The sequence below is a fragment of the Chitinophaga silvisoli genome (assembly GCF_003412465.1).
Classification (GTDB): Bacteria; Bacteroidota; Bacteroidia; order Chitinophagales; family Chitinophagaceae; genus Chitinophaga; species Chitinophaga silvisoli.
The window spans coordinates 623,347-643,076 of sequence record NZ_QTJV01000006.1 but is presented as its reverse complement, the minus strand read 5'-3'; the positions used below and the strand labels follow the sequence as shown (position 1 = coordinate 643,076).

21 protein-coding genes are annotated in these 19,730 nt (G+C 45.1%); 14 read left to right on the top strand and 7 right to left on the bottom strand.

Annotated elements, in window-relative coordinates; translation table 11 throughout:
• Positions 1 to 96: 96 nt before the first annotated feature.
• Complete coding sequence (gene folP / locus DXN04_RS18085) at positions 97 to 930, bottom strand: dihydropteroate synthase (RefSeq protein WP_116854918.1); 834 nt, start codon at positions 928 to 930, stop codon at positions 97 to 99.
• A gap of 121 nt (positions 931 to 1,051) precedes the next feature.
• Between folP and DXN04_RS18080 the strand changes: the two genes are divergently transcribed.
• From DXN04_RS18080 to DXN04_RS18055, 6 genes are all read left to right on the top strand, one after another.
• On the top strand, positions 1,052 to 2,152 hold the full coding sequence (locus tag DXN04_RS18080; protein ID WP_116854787.1) for a BT_3928 family protein: 1,101 nt from the start codon (positions 1,052 to 1,054) through the stop codon (positions 2,150 to 2,152).
• Between the two features lie 3 nt (positions 2,153 to 2,155).
• Positions 2,156 to 3,208: an ABC transporter permease gene (locus DXN04_RS18075; RefSeq protein WP_116854786.1), complete on the top strand. Its 1,053-nt coding sequence runs from the start codon at positions 2,156 to 2,158 to the stop codon at positions 3,206 to 3,208.
• A 119-nt stretch (positions 3,209 to 3,327) separates the two neighbouring features.
• A complete protein-coding gene (locus DXN04_RS18070; RefSeq protein WP_116854785.1) occupies positions 3,328 to 3,843 on the top strand; it encodes an RNA polymerase sigma factor in 516 nt (171 codons plus the stop codon).
• The gene (locus DXN04_RS18065; RefSeq protein ID WP_116854784.1) at positions 3,833 to 4,414 is read left to right on the top strand and encodes a hypothetical protein; all 582 of its coding nucleotides are present in this window, start codon (positions 3,833 to 3,835) and stop codon (positions 4,412 to 4,414) included. The genes DXN04_RS18070 and DXN04_RS18065 overlap by 11 nt, the downstream gene beginning before the upstream one ends.
• Before the next feature lie 219 nt (positions 4,415 to 4,633).
• Positions 4,634 to 5,164: a DUF4252 domain-containing protein gene (locus DXN04_RS18060; protein ID WP_116854783.1), complete on the top strand. Its 531-nt coding sequence runs from the start codon at positions 4,634 to 4,636 to the stop codon at positions 5,162 to 5,164.
• A gap of 24 nt (positions 5,165 to 5,188) precedes the next feature.
• Positions 5,189 to 5,725, top strand: coding sequence for a DUF4252 domain-containing protein (locus tag DXN04_RS18055; RefSeq protein ID WP_116854782.1), 537 nt, complete (start codon positions 5,189 to 5,191; stop codon positions 5,723 to 5,725).
• An 86-nt stretch (positions 5,726 to 5,811) separates the two neighbouring features.
• On the opposite strand, the gene DXN04_RS18050 is transcribed toward DXN04_RS18055, so the two are convergent.
• Both DXN04_RS18050 and recF read right to left on the bottom strand, forming a co-directional pair.
• Positions 5,812 to 6,099, bottom strand: coding sequence for a DUF721 domain-containing protein (locus DXN04_RS18050; protein ID WP_116854781.1), 288 nt, complete (start codon positions 6,097 to 6,099; stop codon positions 5,812 to 5,814).
• A gap of 16 nt (positions 6,100 to 6,115) precedes the next feature.
• Entirely contained in the window at positions 6,116 to 7,192 is a 1,077-nt protein-coding gene (recF, locus tag DXN04_RS18045) for a DNA replication/repair protein RecF (protein ID WP_116854780.1), read from the bottom strand.
• Between the two features lie 128 nt (positions 7,193 to 7,320).
• Between recF and pdhA the strand changes: the two genes are divergently transcribed.
• The 5 genes from pdhA (at position 7,321) to DXN04_RS18020 (ending at position 11,074) form a co-directional block, all read left to right on the top strand.
• Positions 7,321 to 8,331, top strand: coding sequence for a pyruvate dehydrogenase (acetyl-transferring) E1 component subunit alpha (gene pdhA / locus DXN04_RS18040; protein WP_116854779.1), 1,011 nt, complete (start codon positions 7,321 to 7,323; stop codon positions 8,329 to 8,331).
• A gap of 143 nt (positions 8,332 to 8,474) precedes the next feature.
• The gene (locus tag DXN04_RS18035) at positions 8,475 to 9,176 is read left to right on the top strand and encodes a tetratricopeptide repeat protein (RefSeq protein WP_116854778.1); all 702 of its coding nucleotides are present in this window, start codon (positions 8,475 to 8,477) and stop codon (positions 9,174 to 9,176) included.
• An 80-nt stretch (positions 9,177 to 9,256) separates the two neighbouring features.
• Complete coding sequence (gene ribH / locus DXN04_RS18030; protein ID WP_116854777.1) at positions 9,257 to 9,760, top strand: 6,7-dimethyl-8-ribityllumazine synthase; 504 nt, start codon at positions 9,257 to 9,259, stop codon at positions 9,758 to 9,760.
• A 101-nt stretch (positions 9,761 to 9,861) separates the two neighbouring features.
• Positions 9,862 to 10,581 carry a (Fe-S)-binding protein gene (locus DXN04_RS18025; protein WP_116854776.1) on the top strand — a complete coding sequence of 240 codons (720 nt, stop codon included), beginning with the start codon at positions 9,862 to 9,864 and terminating at the stop codon, positions 10,579 to 10,581.
• Between the two features lie 79 nt (positions 10,582 to 10,660).
• Positions 10,661 to 11,074: an EVE domain-containing protein gene (locus tag DXN04_RS18020; protein ID WP_116854775.1), complete on the top strand. Its 414-nt coding sequence runs from the start codon at positions 10,661 to 10,663 to the stop codon at positions 11,072 to 11,074.
• A gap of 36 nt (positions 11,075 to 11,110) precedes the next feature.
• On the opposite strand, the gene DXN04_RS18015 is transcribed toward DXN04_RS18020, so the two are convergent.
• Complete coding sequence (locus DXN04_RS18015) at positions 11,111 to 11,989, bottom strand: phosphatase PAP2 family protein (RefSeq protein ID WP_116854774.1); 879 nt, start codon at positions 11,987 to 11,989, stop codon at positions 11,111 to 11,113.
• Between the two features lie 90 nt (positions 11,990 to 12,079).
• Between DXN04_RS18015 and DXN04_RS18010 the strand changes: the two genes are divergently transcribed.
• Entirely contained in the window at positions 12,080 to 12,787 is a 708-nt protein-coding gene (locus DXN04_RS18010) for a Sir2 family NAD-dependent protein deacetylase (protein WP_116854773.1), read from the top strand.
• 95 nt (positions 12,788 to 12,882) lie between these two features.
• On the opposite strand, the gene DXN04_RS18005 is transcribed toward DXN04_RS18010, so the two are convergent.
• On the bottom strand, positions 12,883 to 14,208 hold the full coding sequence (locus tag DXN04_RS18005) for a saccharopine dehydrogenase C-terminal domain-containing protein (RefSeq protein ID WP_116854772.1): 1,326 nt from the start codon (positions 14,206 to 14,208) through the stop codon (positions 12,883 to 12,885).
• Between the two features lie 402 nt (positions 14,209 to 14,610).
• Between DXN04_RS18005 and gyrA the strand changes: the two genes are divergently transcribed.
• Both gyrA and DXN04_RS17995 read left to right on the top strand, forming a co-directional pair.
• The gene (gene gyrA / locus DXN04_RS18000) at positions 14,611 to 17,211 is read left to right on the top strand and encodes a DNA gyrase subunit A (RefSeq protein WP_116854771.1); all 2,601 of its coding nucleotides are present in this window, start codon (positions 14,611 to 14,613) and stop codon (positions 17,209 to 17,211) included.
• Between the two features lie 126 nt (positions 17,212 to 17,337).
• Positions 17,338 to 18,591 carry a tetratricopeptide repeat protein gene (locus DXN04_RS17995; RefSeq protein WP_116854770.1) on the top strand — a complete coding sequence of 418 codons (1,254 nt, stop codon included), beginning with the start codon at positions 17,338 to 17,340 and terminating at the stop codon, positions 18,589 to 18,591.
• Between the two features lie 89 nt (positions 18,592 to 18,680).
• Here DXN04_RS17995 and DXN04_RS17990 read toward each other — a convergent pair whose 3' ends face one another.
• Positions 18,681 to 19,052 (bottom strand): anti-sigma factor family protein, encoded by a 372-nt coding sequence (locus DXN04_RS17990; RefSeq protein WP_116854769.1) that lies wholly within the window; start codon positions 19,050 to 19,052, stop codon positions 18,681 to 18,683.
• 14 nt (positions 19,053 to 19,066) lie between these two features.
• A complete protein-coding gene (locus tag DXN04_RS17985; RefSeq protein ID WP_116854917.1) occupies positions 19,067 to 19,624 on the bottom strand; it encodes an RNA polymerase sigma factor in 558 nt (185 codons plus the stop codon).
• Positions 19,625 to 19,730 lie beyond the last annotated feature (106 nt).

The following is a 19,730-nucleotide window of genomic DNA, read 5'->3' as shown; positions in this document are numbered from 1 at the left end:
ATATGGTTTAAATAGGAGTTGCATACCGGGATATGAACTTCCTCAAACTCTTTCATAGAAAGAGGGGTATTCAGGGTACATCCTGATCAGGAAATATTAGAGACCTTTCATAAACTGATGGATTCTTACGGCTTCCATCGCAGCCTTTACATCGTGTACCCTTAGGATCTGTGCGCCTGCCTGTAAAGAGAGTGTATTCAACACCGTTGTACCGTTCAGCGCTTCTGCGGGCGTATTGCCCAGCAATTTATAAATCATCGATTTCCTGGAAATGCCAATCAATATTGGACAATCCAATATATGAAAAGCATCTATATTTTTCAAAAGCGTGTAGTTGTGTGCCAGGGTTTTACCAAAACCAAAGCCCGGGTCGATAATAATGTCTTTGATGCCGGCCTGCAGGCAGGCAGCTTTTTTTTGAATGAAGTAATCCAGTACTTCGCGGGTCACATCTTCATAATGTGGTTGCTGCTGCATATTCGAGGGGGTACCCTGCATATGCATGGCAATATAGGGGGCTTTGGTAGCTGCTGCTACGGAGATCATATCCGGATCCAGGTCGCCGGCACTGATATCGTTGATGATGGCGGCACCGGCATGGATGCATTGCTCCGCAACCCTTGCATAGTATGTATCGACAGAGATAATGACATCGGGAAACCGCTCAACCAGTGCAGAGATAGCGGGTATCAGTCTGTCAATTTCCGTTTCTTCGCCCACAGTTACAGCGCCGGGCCGGGTGCTCTGTGCCCCGATATCCAGGATCTGCGCACCTTCAGCCAGGTGCTGTGCAGCCCTGTCCAGGATCGCATCCAGTTGTTTGGTGCGACTATCAGCAAAAAAAGAATCATCAGTGATATTGATGATCCCCATCACCACCGGGGTGGTTGACAGGTCCAGTAATTTGCCTTTACAGTTAATAGTACTCATAATTGCCATTCCTCCTTTCCGTTTATCCTGTTTGCGTATTATTGATTATTTTGCCATGCAAATTTAGCTATAATGTGTTGATGTGCCGGTAGGTAAACTGGCATAATAAATTAAATTATCCATGAAATTTCTCCTTAACCTATTAAGAATCATTGTGGGGGTGTTGTTCATCTTTTCCGGTCTGATCAAAGCGAATGATCCGCTGGGCCTGAGTTATAAGATGGATGAGTTCTTCGAAGTATTGCACCTGGGTTTTATGTCGCACTACTCCCTGGTATACTCAGTGGCCATGAATACTTTTGAGATTGTATGTGGTGTGGCGATACTGATCGGGTACAGGATGCGCCTGTTCTCCTGGCTGATCCTGCTGCTGATAGCGTTCTTTACGTTCCTGACAGCCTATGCGCTGTTTAGTGGTACCGTGCGTGAATGTGGTTGTTTTGGGGATTGTATTAAGTTGTCTCCGGCAGAAACATTCTGGAAAGATGTGGCATTGCTGGTGATGATTCTTGTGATCTTCCTTTATAGAAATAAAATCGGGCCTTTGTTTGGTACGAAAGCGAATGGGGCGTTGATGCTGGTGTCACTGATTTTCTCCCTGGGCATCCAGTGGTATACGCTGGTGCATTTGCCAATCGTGGATTGCCTGGGCTATAAGGTAGGGAACAATATTCCTGAGAAAATGAAACTGCCGCCGGGAGCACATCCGGATGTATATGAAACCGTGTTGATCTATAAGAAAGATGGAAAGGAGAAGGAGTTTACAACCGAGAATTTCCCATGGAATGACAGTACCTGGGTGTATGTAGATAGAAAAGATAAACTGGTGAAGGAAGGGGATGGTGAGCCACCGATCAAGGACTTTATCCTGACGGATTTCGATGGCGGTAACCAGACCGAGGCAATATTGACAGAGACGACACCGGTGTATTTGTTCCTGGTAAAGGATGTGAAAGAGGCGGGTGATGGCTGGCAACGTAAGATGGCTGTATTGCAGTCAATGGCAAAGCAGGGTAAGTGTTATATTTATGGGGTAACGGCTTCTACGAAAGATCAGGTGGCACCTTTTGTGAAGGCAAACGGACTGGAGTTCCAGTTCCTGAATATGGACGGAACGGCCATTAAGACAGCGGGAAGGAGTAATCCTTGTTTGCTGTTGCTCGAGAAAGGTACAATCAAGGGAAAGTGGAGCTATCATGATTTGCCATTTGCTATCGACTAATTTATGCTGAGATTTCTCCTGCGGAAAATAAGTTACGGAATACTGGTGCTGCTCGGTGTAGTGGCACTGGTATTTTTTTTATTTAATGTACTGCCAGGTGATCCGGCGCGGTTAACGCTGGGACAGCGGGCGGATGTGGCTTCGCTGGAGAATGTGCGGAAGGAATTGCATTTGGATAAGCCTGTGGCGGTACAGTTCCTGTTGTATCTGAATGATTTATCGCCGGTATCGGTACATAGCCGGGAAGAGGCAGAGAGTGCTTTGCACTTTGTGTCTTTGTTGCATTTGAGTGGAGACAGGCTTTTAGTATTGAAGACACCTTATTTAAGAAGGTCCTACCAGGGGAAGAAGGATGTATGGGAGATGCTGACGGAGGCTTTGCCCGGGACATTAGTGCTGGCGGTGGCGGCAATATTGTTTGCTACGGTGGCGGGGATTGGACTGGGCATCTTATCGGCAGTGAAGAAGGATACCTGGATGGATACCGGGGCGGTGTTTGCAAGTGTGGTAGGGATTTCGGCACCTTCGTTCTTTATGGGAATTGTATTGGCGTATATGTTTGGCTTTGTGCTGAGTGATTATACGGGTCTGCATATGACGGGGAGTTTGTTTGATTATGATGCCTTTTCAGGGAGAACGCTGACATTGCGAAACCTGATTTTGCCGGCAGTGACATTGGGGATCAGGCCATTGGCGATTATCGTGCAGTTGACACGGGGGGCGATGCTGGATGTATTGCACCAGGATTATATCAGGACGGCGTATGCAAAGGGACTGCAAAAGCGGACGGTGATACTCAGGCATGCATTGCGGAATGCTTTGAATCCGGTGGTGACAGCGATCACGGGGTGGTTTGCGGAGTTGCTGGCGGGGGCGTTTTTTGTGGAGTATATCTTCGGGTGGAAGGGGATAGGGAAGATGACGGTGGATGCCCTGGAGAAGTTTGATTTCCCGGTGTTGATGGGGGCGGTGTTGTTTACGGCGGGGATTTTTGTGGTGATTAATTTGCTGGCGGATGTGTTGTATAGTGTGATAGACCCGAGGATAAAGTTGTAAATGATATTGAATATCAAGGCCCTAAGGGCCTTTTTTTATTTAAGGAAAAAAAATTAAGAACTTTTGTAACAAACTTATTTACGAGTCGTCTTCCTTATATAAACGCCCTGGTATAACATATGTCTCTTGCACTATTTGAATCACAAGTCGTCCCGGTCAGGCAAAAGCTCTATCGCTTTGCATACCACCTGCTGGGAAATGAGGAAGACGCGAGGGACATCACCCAGGATGCGATGATGAAGGTCTGGCAGCAGAAAGAACGCATGGCGGAGCTGCAGAACATGGAGGCATGGTGTATGCGGATCGTACGCAACCTGGCATTGGACAGATTGAAGTCTAAGAAGTACCGCAGGTCAGAAGAGCTGGACAAGGTTGTAGATATAGCTGTCACTCATCAGGATAATCCTCACGAGGCTACGGCCAGGCAGGATGTGATGAACAGCGTCCACCGGATCATGCGGGCATTGCCGGAAAAATACCGTACTATCATGCAATTGCGTGATATAGATGGTCACACTTATCAGGAGATTGCGGATATTTTGGAAATAGATTTAAGTGATGTGAAAGTGAATTTACATCGTGCCCGCAAATCAGTACGTGAACAATTACAAAAACTGCAAGTGTATGGAGTATAATGAGATCAGAGAAATACTAAGCCGGTATTGGGAAGGGGAAACTTCGCTGGAAGAAGAGGATTTGCTGCGCAGTTTTTTTGCCGGGAACAGGCAGGAGCTGCCGGCGGATTTGTTGGAGGCGGCGGCCTTGTTTGGGTATTTTGTGGCAGAGGGGGAGAGGGAAATGACGGTGTTTGAGGAGCTGGATTTGAGGGAGGTGGAGGATATGGATGGATTGGAGAATGGATCGGTGGCCGAAATACCTGTCCTGGAAGAACAGCCTGAAAAAACTACGGGAGTGGTGACTATGCCCCGTCCTTATCAGCACTGGATGAAATATGCGGCAGTGCTGCTTTTAGGAGTAGGACTGGCATACAGTGGCCGGCAGTTTAAGGTCAAGGAGCAGGAGATGAGTGATCATAGTATGGCGGAGGCGCTGAATAAGGCGGATACCTACGATGATCCAAAGGAGGCGTATGCAGCAACAAAGAAGGCCCTGGAGTTGTTGGCGAAGAACCTGAACAAGGGGACGGCGCAGGCAAAGAAGATTGCCTATTTCAATGAGGCGACGGAGATTATTAAAGCGGATTAAAGTGCGAAACTGAAGATTCAAAAAAGTATAACGGTATGAAATGAATTTGTTTGAATGAAACGGTAATAAAATGTATAAGTCGGTATGAAATGGAATAAGCTGCATTAACCGGAATTAAACTTAAAATTCGAACGTCATTAAAAGTATCCCGTGAGCAAAACGTAACAAAACAAAGGCAAATCTGGCCATTCTAATTCCTTAAAAATAAAATTGAAAACAATGAAACGCTTATGTTTATTGCTGTTGCTATTAACAGCAGGTACGGGGCTGTTTGCCCAACAGGTAAGTGTGATCGACCGTTTTTTTCAGAAGTATGAAAACGACCAAAGTTTCACGCTGGTCAGCGTCACACCTAAGATGTTCTCCATGTTCAGCAAATTTGACATCAATTCTGCTGAAGGAAAGAGCTTCATGGCTATTGTCAAAAAGCTCAAAGGACTGAGAATCCTTGTAAAAGAAAACACGAAAGAAGGGAATAAGCTTTATCAGGAAGCCGCTTCCCAACTCACGAAAGAGTATGAGGAACTGATGACTGTACGGAGTGAGGGGGAACTGGTGAAGTTCATGGTAAAAGAAAACAGCAAGGGGAATATTGCGGAGCTGATTATGCTGGTGGGTAGTAAAGATGAATTTGTGGCGATGAGTCTCCTGGGTGATATTGACCTGAATGAAATCAGCCAGATAGCCAATGATATGAATATCGGGGGGATGGACAGGCTGAAATCACTGAATAAGAAAAGTACGATGTAAACCACTGAATTTAAAATTACCCTTATGAAACATTTCCTCGCATTATCATGCCTCGTAATCCTACTCCTCAGTACCAGCACTACCCAGGCCCAGGATCGCCTCCTCGCCCAATTCTACAATGCTCACAGAGGTGTAGCCGTAACTTTCAGAATAGGCGTAGGCAGATTACCTATGCGCTTTGTAACCAGCCTCATTCCAAATGACAAGAAAACCTCCGATGGTGCAGATGCAAGGATGCTCTTTTCAAAGATCCACAAAATCAAGCTCTATGCCATGGAAGGTTATGACGGGCCGATTCCTGCAAGTGATCTGTTGAAGCTGAAACAAAAGCTGATTGATAAAGAACACTTTGATTTACTGATGGAAGTAAGAGATCATGGTAGTGTGGTACATGTATTAAATAAAGGCGCGGATGATAACCTGGGAAATGTAGTGTTGTTGATCCAGGATGAGAAGGATATATTGTTGGTGCATTTGCATACCAGCTTACATGTAGACGATATCAATATGCTGATTAAGGAGTTTAATTCGAAATCTTCAAAGTCAACGGCGAGCTTATAAGTTTATATTACCAGGTTGAGAACATTAGTTGAAAGCTAATGTTTTCGCCGTTTGAGGAAGAATGGTAAGGACAAAAAAAATGATCATCATCGGATCACTACTTCCCTTACCACCGGCTCACCCAGCATATCGTTGACCAATTTAATAATCTTATCCTTTGAATAGGATAATTCCTGTTTCAATGGCGCTACGTTGGTAGAAATCAACAACTTCCCGTCAATCAGCTGAATACCTTCAGTATACCTGGAGATTGTTTTACCCATGATTTGTTCCCAGTTCTCTCTGATCCGTACTTCTGTAAGCCGTGGTTTCATCCGGCTTTTATCCATAAAATCTCTGAGGGCATCTCCCATTGTCGTAATACCGTAGCGCATGCGGCAAAGATACGGATTACTCCATCTCTACCAATTGAAAACCTGCTTCTTTTTCTTTAAATGCATCCAGTAATCTTGTCGCATGTGTATCAGTGATAAACACCTGCCCGTAATCAGCACCGCTTACCAGCTGTATAAGGCGTGAAACACGCTCCTGGTCCAGTTTTTCAAATACATCATCGAGCAGAAGTAATGGGGCAAAGCCTTTGTGTTTTCTGATCACTTCATACTGCGCCAGTTTCAGTGCAAACAAAAAACTTTTTCGTTGTCCCTGCGATGCACTTGATTTCATAGCATGGTCATCCAGCAGAAAGAGCAGATCATCTTTGTGTATACCACCGGTAGTACGCTGCATCACTGTATCCTTATAGCGATTGGCATGTAGTAGTTGTGCAAATGATTGCTCATGGAGTCCGCAGAGATATTGAATGTTCACCACCTCATGCTGGCCGGCGATATAATCATATAAGGATTGGACCTGTTGTATGAAGGCGGGCAAAAAATTTCTGCGCCATTCATATATAGGAGTGCCGTGTTGAATGAGCTGATCGTCAAATACGTCGAGCAGGAGATCCTGTCCGGCGGCAGGGCTTGTTTTTAGCAGACTGTTGCGCTGCTGTAATACTTTCTGATAGGTGATGAGGTGATCCAGGTAGCCAGGGTGTAGCTGGCAGAGCAGGGCATCCAGCCATTTGCGGCGTTCTTCGCTGCCCCCCAGGATGATTTCGGCATCGTCAGGGGCGATCATGACAGCAGGAAATTTGCCGATGTGCTGGGAAAAGCGTTCGTAGGATTCATCGTTGAGGGCAATATCCTTTTTGCCATCTTTGACGGTGCATACAATATGTTCCTCGTGGCCGTCCTTGTCGAGGAATGCATCGATCCGGAAGCCATTGGTATTATACCGGGTATTTTGGGCTTCGCTGCTGGTAAAATAGCTTTTTGTGAAGCAGAGGTAATAAATGGCATCCAGGAGGTTCGTCTTTCCGGAACCGTTGCGCCCGGTGATGCCTACGATCCGTTGGGTAAACCGGTGATCGGCCCGGGCATAGTTCTTAAATTGTACTAATGTTATCTTTTTGAGCGACAGCAAATTATATTTTTTTTAACCCCTGTAGTGCAGGTGCCTATTATATTATTATGGTATGTATTTCCAGCAAAGTTGCAAAGTATTTAGTTTTTAGGATTTTCCTGTTATATTTGCGGACAAATTAAGAAACAGTGGCTACAAAAACAGACGTAAAGACGAAGTTCACCAAAGAGACGTATTTGTACTGGTATGAATTGATGCTCTTGCTGCGCCGCTTTGAGGAAAAAGCCGGCCAATTATATGGAATGCAGAAGATTCGTGGTTTTTGCCACCTGTACATCGGACAGGAAGCAATTGCTGCGGGTTGTATGACTGCTACTAAACCGGAAGATAAATTCATCACTGCTTACCGTGACCACGCGCTGGCGATTGCCAAGGGAATGTCTGCGGATGCTTGTATGGCTGAACTGTATGGTAAAGCTACTGGCTGTTCTAAGGGTAAGGGTGGTAGTATGCACTTTTTCTCTTTAGAGCATAACTTTTTCGGCGGACACGGTATCGTGGGCGCCCAGATTGGTACCGGTGCGGGCCTGGCATTTGCTGAGAAATACAAAGGTACTGACAACGTAGCAGTTGTCTTCTTTGGAGATGGTGCTGCCCGTCAGGGTATGCTGCATGAGACATTCAACATGGCCATGCTGTGGAAACTGCCAGTAATTTTCATTTGTGAAAATAACATGTACGCAATGGGTACTTCAGTAGAACGTACTTCCAACGTACTGGATATCTATAAGTTAGCTAATGCTTACGATATGCCGAGCGATACTATCGACGGTATGAGCTGTGAAGCAGTACATGAAGGTATGGAAAGAGCTGTAAAGCGTGCGCGCGTAGGCGAAGGTCCGACCTTACTGGAAATCAAAACTTACCGCTACCGTGGGCACTCTATGAGTGATCCTGCTAAGTATCGTACTAAAGAAGAAGTAGAAGAATACAAAGAGAGAGATCCGCTGAATGTGGTTCTGAAGACCATTCAGAAAAACAAATGGGCTACAGATGCAGAAATCGAAGCTATCACTGAGAAGGTTAAACAACAGGTTGAACATTGCGTAGAATTTGCAGAAAATTCTCCATGGCCTTCTGATGACGAGCTGCTGAAAGATGTATACACCCAGGAGGATTATCCTTTCATTGTTGACTAAGTGATATTTAATAGGTTAGCGGTCCCGTCCGTGCATGAAATGGCGCGGCAGATTCGCTAACCTTTTTTATATTTGCGGGAATATGGCGATCAGGCCGTACCTGTACCCTAACAAGAAATAACAATTTAACGATCACAATTACAATGACCGAAACAAAACATAAGGCCGCTGAATCTGCTCCTGTTACTAAGGACTTCGACTTGCAAAACTCTGTACACAAGGCGGAAGACTTTTATTTCAAGAACAAGAATGTCATCAACATTGCCCTCCTCGTTATCGTTGTGGTGATAGGCGGTACCTTTGCCTACAACAAATTCATCAAGGCTCCGAATGAGAAGAAAGCAGCGGACATGGTATTCCACGCACAGAAAGCGTTTGAAAAAGATTCATTTAACCTGGCCCTGAACGGAGATGGTAACAACGATGGCTTCTTACAGGTAATTAAGAAGTACGGCAGCACCAAAACCGGTCAATTGTCAAAATATTATGCTGGTATTTGCTACGTGAAGCTGGGCAAATTCCAGGAAGGTATCGATCAGCTGAAAGATTTCAATGCAGGTGATCAGTTAGTACAGGCTATGGCTTACGGCGTAACCGGCGATGCCTACATGGAACTGAAGAATACTGAAGAAGGTATCAAATATTACAAAAAAGCTGGTCAGTACAGCGACAACGATTTTACCGGTCCAACTTACCTGTTCCGTGCAGGTGTAGCCCTGGAACTTGCTGGTAAAAACGACGAAGCGATCGCTATTTACAAGGAGATCCGCGAAAAATATCCTCAGTCAAACGAAGGCCGCGAAATGGATAAATACCTGGCCAGACTGGGTGTAGTTAGAGAATAATTGCGGAAGAGGGGGATATCACAGATTGTGGAATATTTTCGTAATGGTGGTATGCTCACTCCCGGTAGAATATATTCAACATGTCAATACATAATCAAAGTTTATTGGACGATACTGGCATTCTCGGAATTGAGGATGCCAGTGTTGTTATAGTGTATACCGAATGGAATGATACTGTCATCAATGAATTGGTGGCGGGCTGTGACAAGACACTTGCACAGTACAACATATCGAAGGTTGCTAAAGTGAAAGTTCCGGGTGCCTTTGAGCTGCCCTTTGCTGCAAAACAATATTGGGAGCATACCCAGGGCACAGGTGCTCAGCCTGGCGCTATTATTGCATTTGGTTGTGTGATCCGTGGAGAGACTCCGCATTTCGACTATGTTTGTAAAGGCGTAACAGAAGGATTGATGCAACTGAACCTGGAATTGCCTGTACCGGTTATCTTCGGCATTTTGACGGTAGATAATATGGAGCAGGCAGAGGAAAGGTTGGGTGGCAAACACGGACATAAAGGTGAAGAAGGTGCACTGACCGCGCTGAAGATGATCAGTATGATGAGGAAGCTGCAGAAGAAAAATTAAGCTTGCTGTTAGCCGGCAGGCTGATATCTGGATGATGTGGAAGTTGCACCGGACAATGTAAATTTCCAATAGCTTTTAAGCTATTAATAAAGACTAACTCGATGAACGTTCAGCTTTTTATCCCCTGCTTTGTAGATCAGTTATTCCCCGAAACAGCCTTCAATATGGTGAAAGTATTGGAGAAGCTGGGCTGTAACGTTAGTTACAATGCCAATCAGACCTGCTGCGGACAACCTGCTTTTAACGCCGGGTATTGGGATGAGTCAAGAGCTGTGGCAACCAAGTTTTTAAAAGACTTTCACACTTTTGACTATATCGTAGCACCCAGCGGTTCCTGCACCGGGTTTGTACGCAATTATTACGGGAAGCTGTTCGACAACTCCGCCGCTCATAATGATGTAAAACTGTTGCGCAAGCAGCTATATGAGTTTACAGAATTCCTGACGGAAGTACTGCATGTATCTGACCTGGGAGCCACGCTGAATGGCGTAGCGACTTATCACGATTCCTGTGGAGCACTGAGAGAGTGTCATATCAAACAGGGGCCAAGAAACCTCCTGAGTAAGGTGAAAGGACTGGAGCTGACAGAGATGAATGATTGTGAAACCTGCTGTGGCTTTGGTGGTACATTTGCGGTGAAGTATGAGCCGATTTCTATTGGAATGGGCGAGCAGAAGGTACATAATGCGATTGCTACAGGAGCAGATTATCTGATCTCAACAGACCTTTCCTGCCTGATGCACCTGGATGGGTATATCAAAAAACATGACCTGAATATTAAGACCATGCATATTGCCGATGTGTTGGCAAGTGGATGGTAATTGGAGATTCAGGCCGGAATACTGATGCCATGCGCACTGCCGATGTAGTGACTGCATATTTTAAAAAAACTTCTTTTTGATGAATTATTGGTTAGTTAAGTCGGAGCCATTTAAATATTCCTGGGAACAGTTCATGAAGGATGGAAAAACCTTCTGGGACGGTGTAAGAAACTACCAGGCCAGGAATAATATGAAGGCAATGAAGAAAGGCGACCAGGTGTTATTTTACCATAGCAATGAAGGGTTGGCAGTAGTAGGTATCGCAAAAGTAGCGAAGGAGGCTTACCAGGATCCGACTACGCCCGATCCGAACTGGGTAGTGGTAGATTTACAACCGGTGAAAGCTTTTAAAGAGCATGTAACACTGGCACAGATGAAAGCAGAAAAGCGACTGGAGAATTTTCAGTTGATCCGGCAGGGAAGGCTTTCAGTATGTGCGGTGACGGAGGACGAATACAATACCATCCTGGAAATGGGTGGAATGAAAAAATAAAAAGAAGGGCTTTTGCTATGCAAAAGCCCTTCTTTTTTACATTGCTGCTGCTCTTGCAGCCAAGGCCTTTTTATGTTCCATTTCCCGCTGATGGCGGAAGATGCTCTTCGTTACAAAATACCCCAGCGATGCCCCTACCCATACATCACTACTCCAGTGCCTGATCTGGTACATTCTGGTAGCCCCCGTAGCGATTGCAACACTATACGTCACCCAGGGCACCCATGGATGTTTCTCTCCATAAATCTCTGCCAGTGCAGTCGCCACCGTAGTCACCGTATTCATATGCCCGGAAGGGAAAGAAGTATGCTCCTTATTCATGGTAAACGGACGATTGTACTCAAACGGAGAGTCGAAGTAAGTAGGACGGCCGCGGCGAATAATGGATTTGGCAGTTGTATAAAGCAGGGTGGAAATCAACAGTGATTTTGCTGACATCAGGCCGGCATTCTCCAGTTTCCTGTCCTTTGCAATCACACCTGCCAGGTACATCCCTCCAATCAGGTAAGGGGAGTAGGCATTCCCGAAAGGTTCTATCTGCCCGGTGATCGCATTCCAGCCTCCGGTGTGATTGCGCAGCATAAACTGCTTTACCTCGTAGTCTGCTGCGGTCATCAAGACCCCGGCACCACCGACTACAATACCTAAACGTATAAAATCGCGTTTCTCCCAGTGAGCGGGGCGTGCGACGGTGTATTTCAGATCTGTCCAGATGCTCTTCAGGTATACCCTGTTGATGCGGTAACTGATGGCAGTATCTTCTTCCGTCAGCGGTTTATTATGCTGTAAACTATCCAGTTGTTGTTTAGCGCTGGCGCTATCTGCTGGCACATGGGTCGTATCATTCTGAGCATTGGCTGTGATATTTAATAAAATAATCAGCGAACAGAAAATAAGCGTAAAAGTGATCTTCAAGGCTGGTCCATTTTGGAAATAATATATAAAGTTACGTTAAATGTTAAAACCAGTATATTCGAAGCTGAAAATCATAAAAACAGTCATTGTATGAAGAAGTTACGGATGGTTGTATTAACTGGTGCGGGCATCAGTGCTGAGAGTGGCTTACGCACTTTTCGCGACAGTGATGGCCTCTGGGAAGGCTACAATGTATACGAAGTAGCATCTCCTGATGGCTGGAAAAAGGATCCGCAGCTGGTGCTGGACTTTTACAATATGCGCAGACAGGATATTCTGAAGGCAGCGCCCAATGCTGCGCATACCGGACTGGCAGCGCTACAGGAGCATTTTGACCTGCATATTATTACCCAGAATATTGATGACCTGCATGAACGGGGAGGTGCAAAGCAGGTGTGGCATTTACATGGAGAGATCACTAAGATGAGGAGTGTGCTGGATACAGATCGTACTTACCCTTACAATGATGATATTAAACTGGGAGACCTGGCTGCAGATGGTGGTCAGCTGAGACCTTTCATTGTATGGTTTGGGGAGGAGGTGCCAATGATTGAGCAGGCGGTGACACTGGTAAGACAGGCAGATATTTTTGTGGTGATCGGCACATCATTGCTGGTGTATCCGGCGGCAGGATTGCTGGATATTGTGCCAAAACATGTACCCGTGTATGTGATAGATAAGCACCTGCCGAATGTGAAGCAGCGACCTTATTTTCATTTGATTGAGAAGCCTGCTACAGAGGGCGTGAAGGAGCTAAAAGAGCTGGTGCAGAGGTATATCCAAAGCCAGAATAATTGAGTGCCGATCAAAGCAGCATAAATAGGAAAGGCTGACCAAATGGTCAGCCTTTTTCTTTGAATGAGGGTCATTTACCATAGGAAAATATTTTTTTTCTATTCGAAACTCTCCTCAAATCGAATATTATATTCTTCCAGTTCTTTCAGAACAGGATTATAGATATCAGGTGTGACAGGGATCTGCAGGCCGGTAAGGGTTACTTTTCCCTGTAAGATCATCTTTGCCATAATACCCAGTGGCAGTCCCACAGTCTTAGCCATAGCGGTACGCAGGTGATCTTCACCCTGTACGATCATATAGCTGTGCAGGCGGGTTGTGATGCCTCTGCGCTCAAATTCTATCTCGTGAATCATCACGATCATGTCCTTATCAGTTGGTTCCATGGCTAGTTTGGACTCAACGATATGCTGTAGTACGCCTGCATTTGTCAGTTCTCCCTGGTGGATGGTTTCACCATTCAGTAAGCCTAAGAATTTGAGCTGGCGAATGATTTTAGACTTGGCAGAGATGCCCAGGAAATTTGCGATGTTCTCCTCATTACTCAGGTCTTTCACGGGTTTCAGGTGCTGACTGGCCCATTGGTAGTAGGTCAGATTATCTGTCTGTACCTTGGTACTGTCGTCAGTCAGACCCAGTTTTACGAGGGTGCTCCATCCTTCGCAGAAGTCAGGATAGCGCAGGGTAGCACGCATAAAGGTGGGAATATCATCGAGCTTATATGCTTTCATATAGGCTAATGAATCCCTGTTGGGATACCATGCGAGTTTGCCCAGGGTAGGGATCTGGATGGTTTTGCTCTGGTCAAAGAGATGGACATAATCAGTTTCCTTTACTTTTCCTTTCTCTTTGTATACAGCGCCGGAGCTACCCGCCATTACAACGTTGCGGGCATTCCATGATATTTTGTACTGCCAGGGATTATCATTGCTCTCAGGAGAAATGAGGCCACCGCAATAAGATTTAAAAGAGGAGATCTGTCCGCCTTTCTTTTCGATAGAGTGGATCAGTTTCATGGCGCTCATGTGATCGATACCGGGATCCAGTCCCATTTCGTACATGAACAGGAGGCCTGCATCTTCGATTTCTTTTTCCAGCGCTTTTATTTCCGGATCAATGTAAGATGCGGTGAGCAGGTTTTTGCCAAATTTGAGGCAGTCCTTCGCCACAATAATATGAAGAGTGGGAGGGAGCAGGGATATTACAAGGTCAGTTTCCTGAATGAGTTGTTGTCTGGCTGCTTCGTCCTGGATGTTGATAGCTGCCGGGGTTACGTAGTAGGATTTGCCGGTCTTAGACTTGATCAGCATCAGGTCATGATCCGCTACAGTCACATGCCATTTCTGCCGGGGAGCATTTACCAGCAGATAATCGATCAGGCAGGTGGCCGATTTCCCGGCACCAAACAATAAAATATTCTTCATGTTACCTTAATATAAATCTTTACTATGGTTTACGGAACAGGGATTTAACATCAGTGGTATTAGTAATGTTCGAAATTTTAGCAAATTTCGAAACCATCTTTGACTCTTTTACTGCGCTTTGTCCCATGAGACTCTGATTTTCATAGGGTTAAAAACAAATTGTTTGCCAATATTTCATTTTCTCCATATTCTAATTTTTTCTGATATGGAATAAATATTGGCAGTGACTGCAATTTAAAAGATTATTCAGACTCTGCTACGGAAAATATTTATTATCGCATTGTGTTTTAACGCAATATGACAATTCCTTTTTTATTCACATTTAATGCCAAAATGGCCGTATTTCGCCTTGAAATGGCTATATTTGCGCTCATTTGTTTTATAAGCAAAACAACCATCTAAATGTCAGAAAATACTGAAAATTCTCAGGAAGGAAGGATTGTCCAGATTAACATTGAGGAGCAGATGAAAACGGCTTACATCGATTACTCTATGTCAGTGATCGTGGGTCGTGCGCTTCCCGATGTAAGGGACGGTTTGAAACCCGTACACCGCAGGGTGTTGTTTGGTATGAGTGAGCTGGGTAATAACAGCAATAAACCATACAAGAAATCAGCGCGTATTGTGGGTGAGGTAATGGGTAAATATCACCCGCACGGCGATGCTTCCATTTATGACACCATTGTACGTCTTGCACAGCCCTGGACATTGCGCTATATCCTTGTAGACGGTCAGGGTAACTTCGGTTCCGTCGATGGTGATGCGCCAGCGGCCATGCGTTATACGGAGATCCGCTTGCAGAAAGTAGCAGAAGCGATGCTGGAAGATATCGACAAAGAGACAGTGGATTTCACGCTGAACTTTGACGATACCCTCGAAGAGCCTACTGTATTGCCAACCCGCATCCCGAACCTGCTGGTGAATGGTGCCAGTGGTATCGCTGTAGGTATGGCTACCAACATCATGCCCCACAACCTCAGCGAGGTAGTGGATGGTCTGATCGCTTACATTGAAAATAAAGAAATCACCAGTGAGGATCTGATTAAATATGTGAAAGCGCCTGACTTCCCGACCGGAGGTATCATCTACGGTTACGAAGGTGTGAAGCAGGGATTTGAAACAGGCCGTGGCCGTGTGGTAGTACGTGGTAAAGTAAACGTGGAAACGACCAAAGCCGGTCGTGAACGCCTGGTGATTTATGAACTGCCTTACCAGATTAACAAGGCGGTACTGCACCAGAAGATTGCACAACTGGCAGATGATAAAATCATTGAAGGCATCGCCGAAGTACGTGATGAGAGTGACCGCGAAGGTATGCGCCTGGTAATTGATCTGAAACGTGAAGCAATTGCAAACGTGGTGATCAACCAGCTGTATAAATATTCCGAGCTGCAGACTTCTTACGGGATCAATAACGTGGCGCTTGTAAAAGGCCGTCCACGTGTGCTGGCACTGAAAGATCTGCTGGCTGAATTCGTAGACTTCCGCCACGAAGTAGTGGTGAGAAGAACGCGTTTCGATCTGCGTAAAGCAGAAGAAAAAGCACACATCTTACAGGGTTACCTGATCGCATTGGATCACCTGGATGAAGTGATTGCTTTGATCCGTGGTTCACGTACGCCTGATGAAGCGAAAGACGGATTGATGAGTCAGTTCGGACTGAGCGAGATTCAGTCAAAAGCCATCCTGGAACTGCGTTTACAACGACTGACAGGTATGGAGCGTGACAAGATCAAGGAAGAATATGAAGAGATCATGAAACTGATCGGCTACCTGAAAGATGTATTGAACGACGAAGGCCTGCGTTTCAAAATCATCCGTGAAGAACTGGAAGATGTAAAGAAACGTTTTGGCGACGAGCGTAAAACAGAAATTCAGTACCTGGCCAGTGAAATGAGAATGGAAGATATCATCGCAGAAGAAGATGTGGTGATCACCATTTCACACCTGGGTTATATCAAACGTACCTCTGCATACGATTACCGTCAGCAGAAGCGTGGTGGCCGTGGTGCATTGGGTGGCAAGACCCGTGAAGAAGATTATATCGAACACCTGTTCGTAGCTTCTACGCACCATACCATGCTGTTCTTTACAGAGAAAGGGCGTTGTTACTGGCTGAAAGTATACGAAATTCCGGAAGGAGAGAAGAGCGGTAAGGGTAGAGCAATTCAGAACCTGATCAACCTGCCGACTGACGATAAGATCCGTGCAATTATTGATATCAAGGACCTGGGTGATAAAGACTTTATCAGCAGCCATTATATTGTACTCTGCACCAGCAATGGTATCATCAAGAAAACACTGTTGGAAGAATTCTCCCGCCCACGCCAGAACGGTGTGAACGCGATAACTATCAATGAAGGCGACCAGCTGCTGGAAGCTAAACTCACAAACGGAAACAGTGAGATCATGATGGCTATCAGGAGTGGCCGTGCGATCCGCTTCCCTGAGAATACCGTACGTGACACAGGGCGCGGTGCAATTGGTGTAAGAGGTATCGAAGTAGACAATGATAAGGACGAGGTAGTTGGTATGATTTGTGTAAATAAAGACGAAAATCGTACTGTACTGGTGGTTTCAGAGAATGGTTTTGGTAAGCGTACAGATATCGAAGAATACCGTGTGACCAACCGTGGCGGTAAAGGTGTTAAAACCATCAACGTAACGGAAAAAACCGGCCGTCTGATCGCCATCCTGGACGTAACAGAAAAGGATGACCTGATGATCACCTGTAAGTCTGGTATCACCATCCGTATGGCAGTAGCAGATATCCGCGAAGCGGGCAGGGCTACCCAAGGTGTGAGATTGATCCGCCTGGATGATACTGATCAGATTGCGGCAGTAGCAAGACTGGATGAGCAGGAAGAACAGGAAGTAGAGCAGGAATTGGAAAACGTTGAGCAAGAGATTGCTCAGCAGGAAATCAGCGATGCAGCTGCTACCAGCGGAGAAGACCTGACTGATGAAGATCAGGCTGAGACCGGGGAAGCACCCAATGAATAATTGATAAAATTACCGCAATTTGCCTGTGCGAACTAATGGTTAAGGGGCGGTTGGTTGTATTTAATAATAATGCTGAACTCGTAAATCATACTTAACCATACTTATAGCAAATAAAAAAAATTGATCATGAAAAAACTGTTGGTATCATTTGTCTTTTGCAGTGCAGGATTGGCAGCTGTCGCTCAGCGTGCTAAGGTGAATAGTGCAGAAGAAGCCTTGAAAAGCAAAGACTATGCAAAGGCAACTGCTGATATTCAGGCTGCGCTGGAAAATGATAAGACCAAGAACGATGCAAAGACCTACTATGTAAAGGGTAAGATCCTGGAAGCACAGGCTACCGATCATAAGAGCTCTGCTGAAGCCCTCGAAGCATTCGAAGCATATAAGAAAGCACTGGAAATCAATCCAAAATTACCAGATGCGCTGTTGGAACTGAACCAGCGCATGTTTAACCTGTATGCTACCGTAGGTAACGCAGGTTATGGTAACCTGAATGATCAGAAATGGGATTCTGCATATATACACTTCAAAGAAGCGTTCTCTATCGCTGAATTCTACAACAGCAAGAGCCTGGGTGGTTCTATCCCAACTGATACATCAATGACCTTCTACACTGGTTACGCAGCTAGCCAGGCAGGCCAGAAAGATGATGCCATCACTTACCTGAGAAAAGCAGCTGATTTACAGTTCAAAACTGAACCTGCCCTGTATGTAATCCTGGCACAGGCTTACGAAGAGAAAGGTCAGAACGACAACTGGCTGAAGGCTATCGAAGAAGGTAAAGCGGCTTTCCCTAAGGACAAGCGTTTTAACGATATGGAGATGATCTACTACTCTAAGACTGGCAAGACTAACGAACTGCTGGGCATCCTGGAGAAGAAGATGGCTGAGAATCCAAATGATTTCAACACAGTACTGGATTATGGTATCCGTGTAGATAACGTAGCTAACCCACGTGCAGAAGATGGTAAAGATGCTGCTAAACCAGCTAATTACGAAGAACTGATGGGTAAAGCTGAAGCTGCATACAAGAAAGCAATTGAGCTGAAAGCTGATGATGCTACTGCAAACTTCCAGCTGGGTGCACTGTACTTCAACCGTGCGGTTGGTTTCAACAAGGAACTGAACGATATGGATAGCAAACAACAGAACTCACCTAAAGCAAAGGAACTGCAGACCAAAGTACAGGCGCTGATGGATCAGTCACTGCCTTATTTTGAAAAAGCAGACCAGAACTTTACTGCTAAGGCTTCTTCACTGGATGCCAGTGATAAACAGACTTACCAGAGCTGCCTGTATGCATTACAGAAGATCTATGCGATCAAGAATGATAATGCAAAAGTAGAAGCTACCAAGAAGAAACTGGATTCACTGAATTAATAGATTCGTGATAAATATAAAAGGCCCGTTGCATATGCAACGGGCCTTTTGTTTTAGAAGAATTTTGCACCTCTCTGAGTCGTTTTATTTTACTTACCTGGATGCGTAACAAAATGATAAGCCCAAAAGGCTGCCAGCAACATAAATAATATGATAATACAGATAATCGCCAGCTGTGTATGACTCGCTATCTGATCTTTCTTTTGCTTCCTGCTTTTTAATTTACGTAACATCTGCCACTTCATCTGCCGCAGATATACCGGAATGATTTCCTTCTTTTCAAACGCACTTAAGCCCTCTACTGCTTCACTGCACAATTCACAGTCTGACAAATGCAATTCCACTTCATGCTGCTTCTCCGGCGACAACTTCCCCTGCACATAATCCATCAGCTCCTGCTGGCTCGGACACTGCGTTGTCGTGAACAAATCATTATATGCATCATTCATAAAATCGTCCATGATTATTGCTTTCCTTATTTGCTTAATAACAACTTCAAATTTCTTTTCCCGTTTTGGATATAGCTTTTTACCTGCAACAGGGTATAGCCTGTTCTGTCAGTAATCTCCTGGTAAGAGCACTTCTCAAGATAGAACAATTTCACACAGCTGCGCTGCTCCTCATTCAACTGTTCCAGTGCCTGTTCCATATTGGTAAGGAGGACTTCTTTCTCTGCTAAGGTAGTTTTTTCTTCAGGAGGGGCGGGATCATTCAGGTGTTTTTCACTGACTTCTTCCTGTCTGACCTGGTTTCGTTGTCTGAGTTGCATGAGACAATGGTTTTTGGTGACCATATAGATCCATGCTCTGAAAAACTGTACCTGGTGTTTGTTGATATCTGCTAATACCTTCAAAAAGATCTGTTGTACACTATCCCTTGCATCTTCCTCGTTTTTAAGGTATTTCATGCACATACCGAGTAGTAGGAGGGCGTACCTGTCAAATAGGATGCCTACCCAGTGGCTGTTGTCATCGGCTTTGTACCGTTGCAGCAGTTCTTCGTCTGTTAATTCCTGGCTATTCTTGATATTCACGGGATAAAGGTAGAAACTTATAATATATAGATGCATGTCTGCAGGAATTCCATAAAAAAGAATTGGGTCACCAAAGGCGACCCAATTCTTTTTTATAATAATCAGA

What these genes read in the sequence shown, in the direction of transcription:
- DXN04_RS18055 (WP_116854782.1), top strand. Translation starts at nt 5,189, where the DNA reads ATGAAACATTTCCTCGCATTATCATGCCTCGTAATCCTACTCCTCAGT.
- DXN04_RS18075 (WP_116854786.1), top strand. Translation starts at nt 2,156, where the DNA reads ATGCTGAGATTTCTCCTGCGGAAAATAAGTTACGGAATACTGGTGCTG.
- DXN04_RS18010 (WP_116854773.1), top strand. Translation starts at nt 12,080, where the DNA reads ATGAAGAAGTTACGGATGGTTGTATTAACTGGTGCGGGCATCAGTGCT.
- DXN04_RS18050 (WP_116854781.1), bottom strand. Translation starts at nt 6,099, where the DNA reads ATGCGCTACGGTATTACGACAATGGGAGATGCCCTCAGAGATTTTATG.
- DXN04_RS18080 (WP_116854787.1), top strand. Translation starts at nt 1,052, where the DNA reads ATGAAATTTCTCCTTAACCTATTAAGAATCATTGTGGGGGTGTTGTTC.
- DXN04_RS17990 (WP_116854769.1), bottom strand. Translation starts at nt 19,052, where the DNA reads ATGGACGATTTTATGAATGATGCATATAATGATTTGTTCACGACAACG.
- DXN04_RS18005 (WP_116854772.1), bottom strand. Translation starts at nt 14,208, where the DNA reads ATGAAGAATATTTTATTGTTTGGTGCCGGGAAATCGGCCACCTGCCTG.
- DXN04_RS18060 (WP_116854783.1), top strand. Translation starts at nt 4,634, where the DNA reads ATGAAACGCTTATGTTTATTGCTGTTGCTATTAACAGCAGGTACGGGG.
- DXN04_RS18025 (WP_116854776.1), top strand. Translation starts at nt 9,862, where the DNA reads ATGAACGTTCAGCTTTTTATCCCCTGCTTTGTAGATCAGTTATTCCCC.
- folP (WP_116854918.1), bottom strand. Translation starts at nt 930, where the DNA reads ATGAGTACTATTAACTGTAAAGGCAAATTACTGGACCTGTCAACCACC.
- DXN04_RS17995 (WP_116854770.1), top strand. Translation starts at nt 17,338, where the DNA reads ATGAAAAAACTGTTGGTATCATTTGTCTTTTGCAGTGCAGGATTGGCA.
- DXN04_RS18065 (WP_116854784.1), top strand. Translation starts at nt 3,833, where the DNA reads ATGGAGTATAATGAGATCAGAGAAATACTAAGCCGGTATTGGGAAGGG.
- gyrA (WP_116854771.1), top strand. Translation starts at nt 14,611, where the DNA reads ATGTCAGAAAATACTGAAAATTCTCAGGAAGGAAGGATTGTCCAGATT.
- DXN04_RS18035 (WP_116854778.1), top strand. Translation starts at nt 8,475, where the DNA reads ATGACCGAAACAAAACATAAGGCCGCTGAATCTGCTCCTGTTACTAAG.
- ribH (WP_116854777.1), top strand. Translation starts at nt 9,257, where the DNA reads ATGTCAATACATAATCAAAGTTTATTGGACGATACTGGCATTCTCGGA.
- DXN04_RS18070 (WP_116854785.1), top strand. Translation starts at nt 3,328, where the DNA reads ATGTCTCTTGCACTATTTGAATCACAAGTCGTCCCGGTCAGGCAAAAG.
- DXN04_RS18020 (WP_116854775.1), top strand. Translation starts at nt 10,661, where the DNA reads ATGAATTATTGGTTAGTTAAGTCGGAGCCATTTAAATATTCCTGGGAA.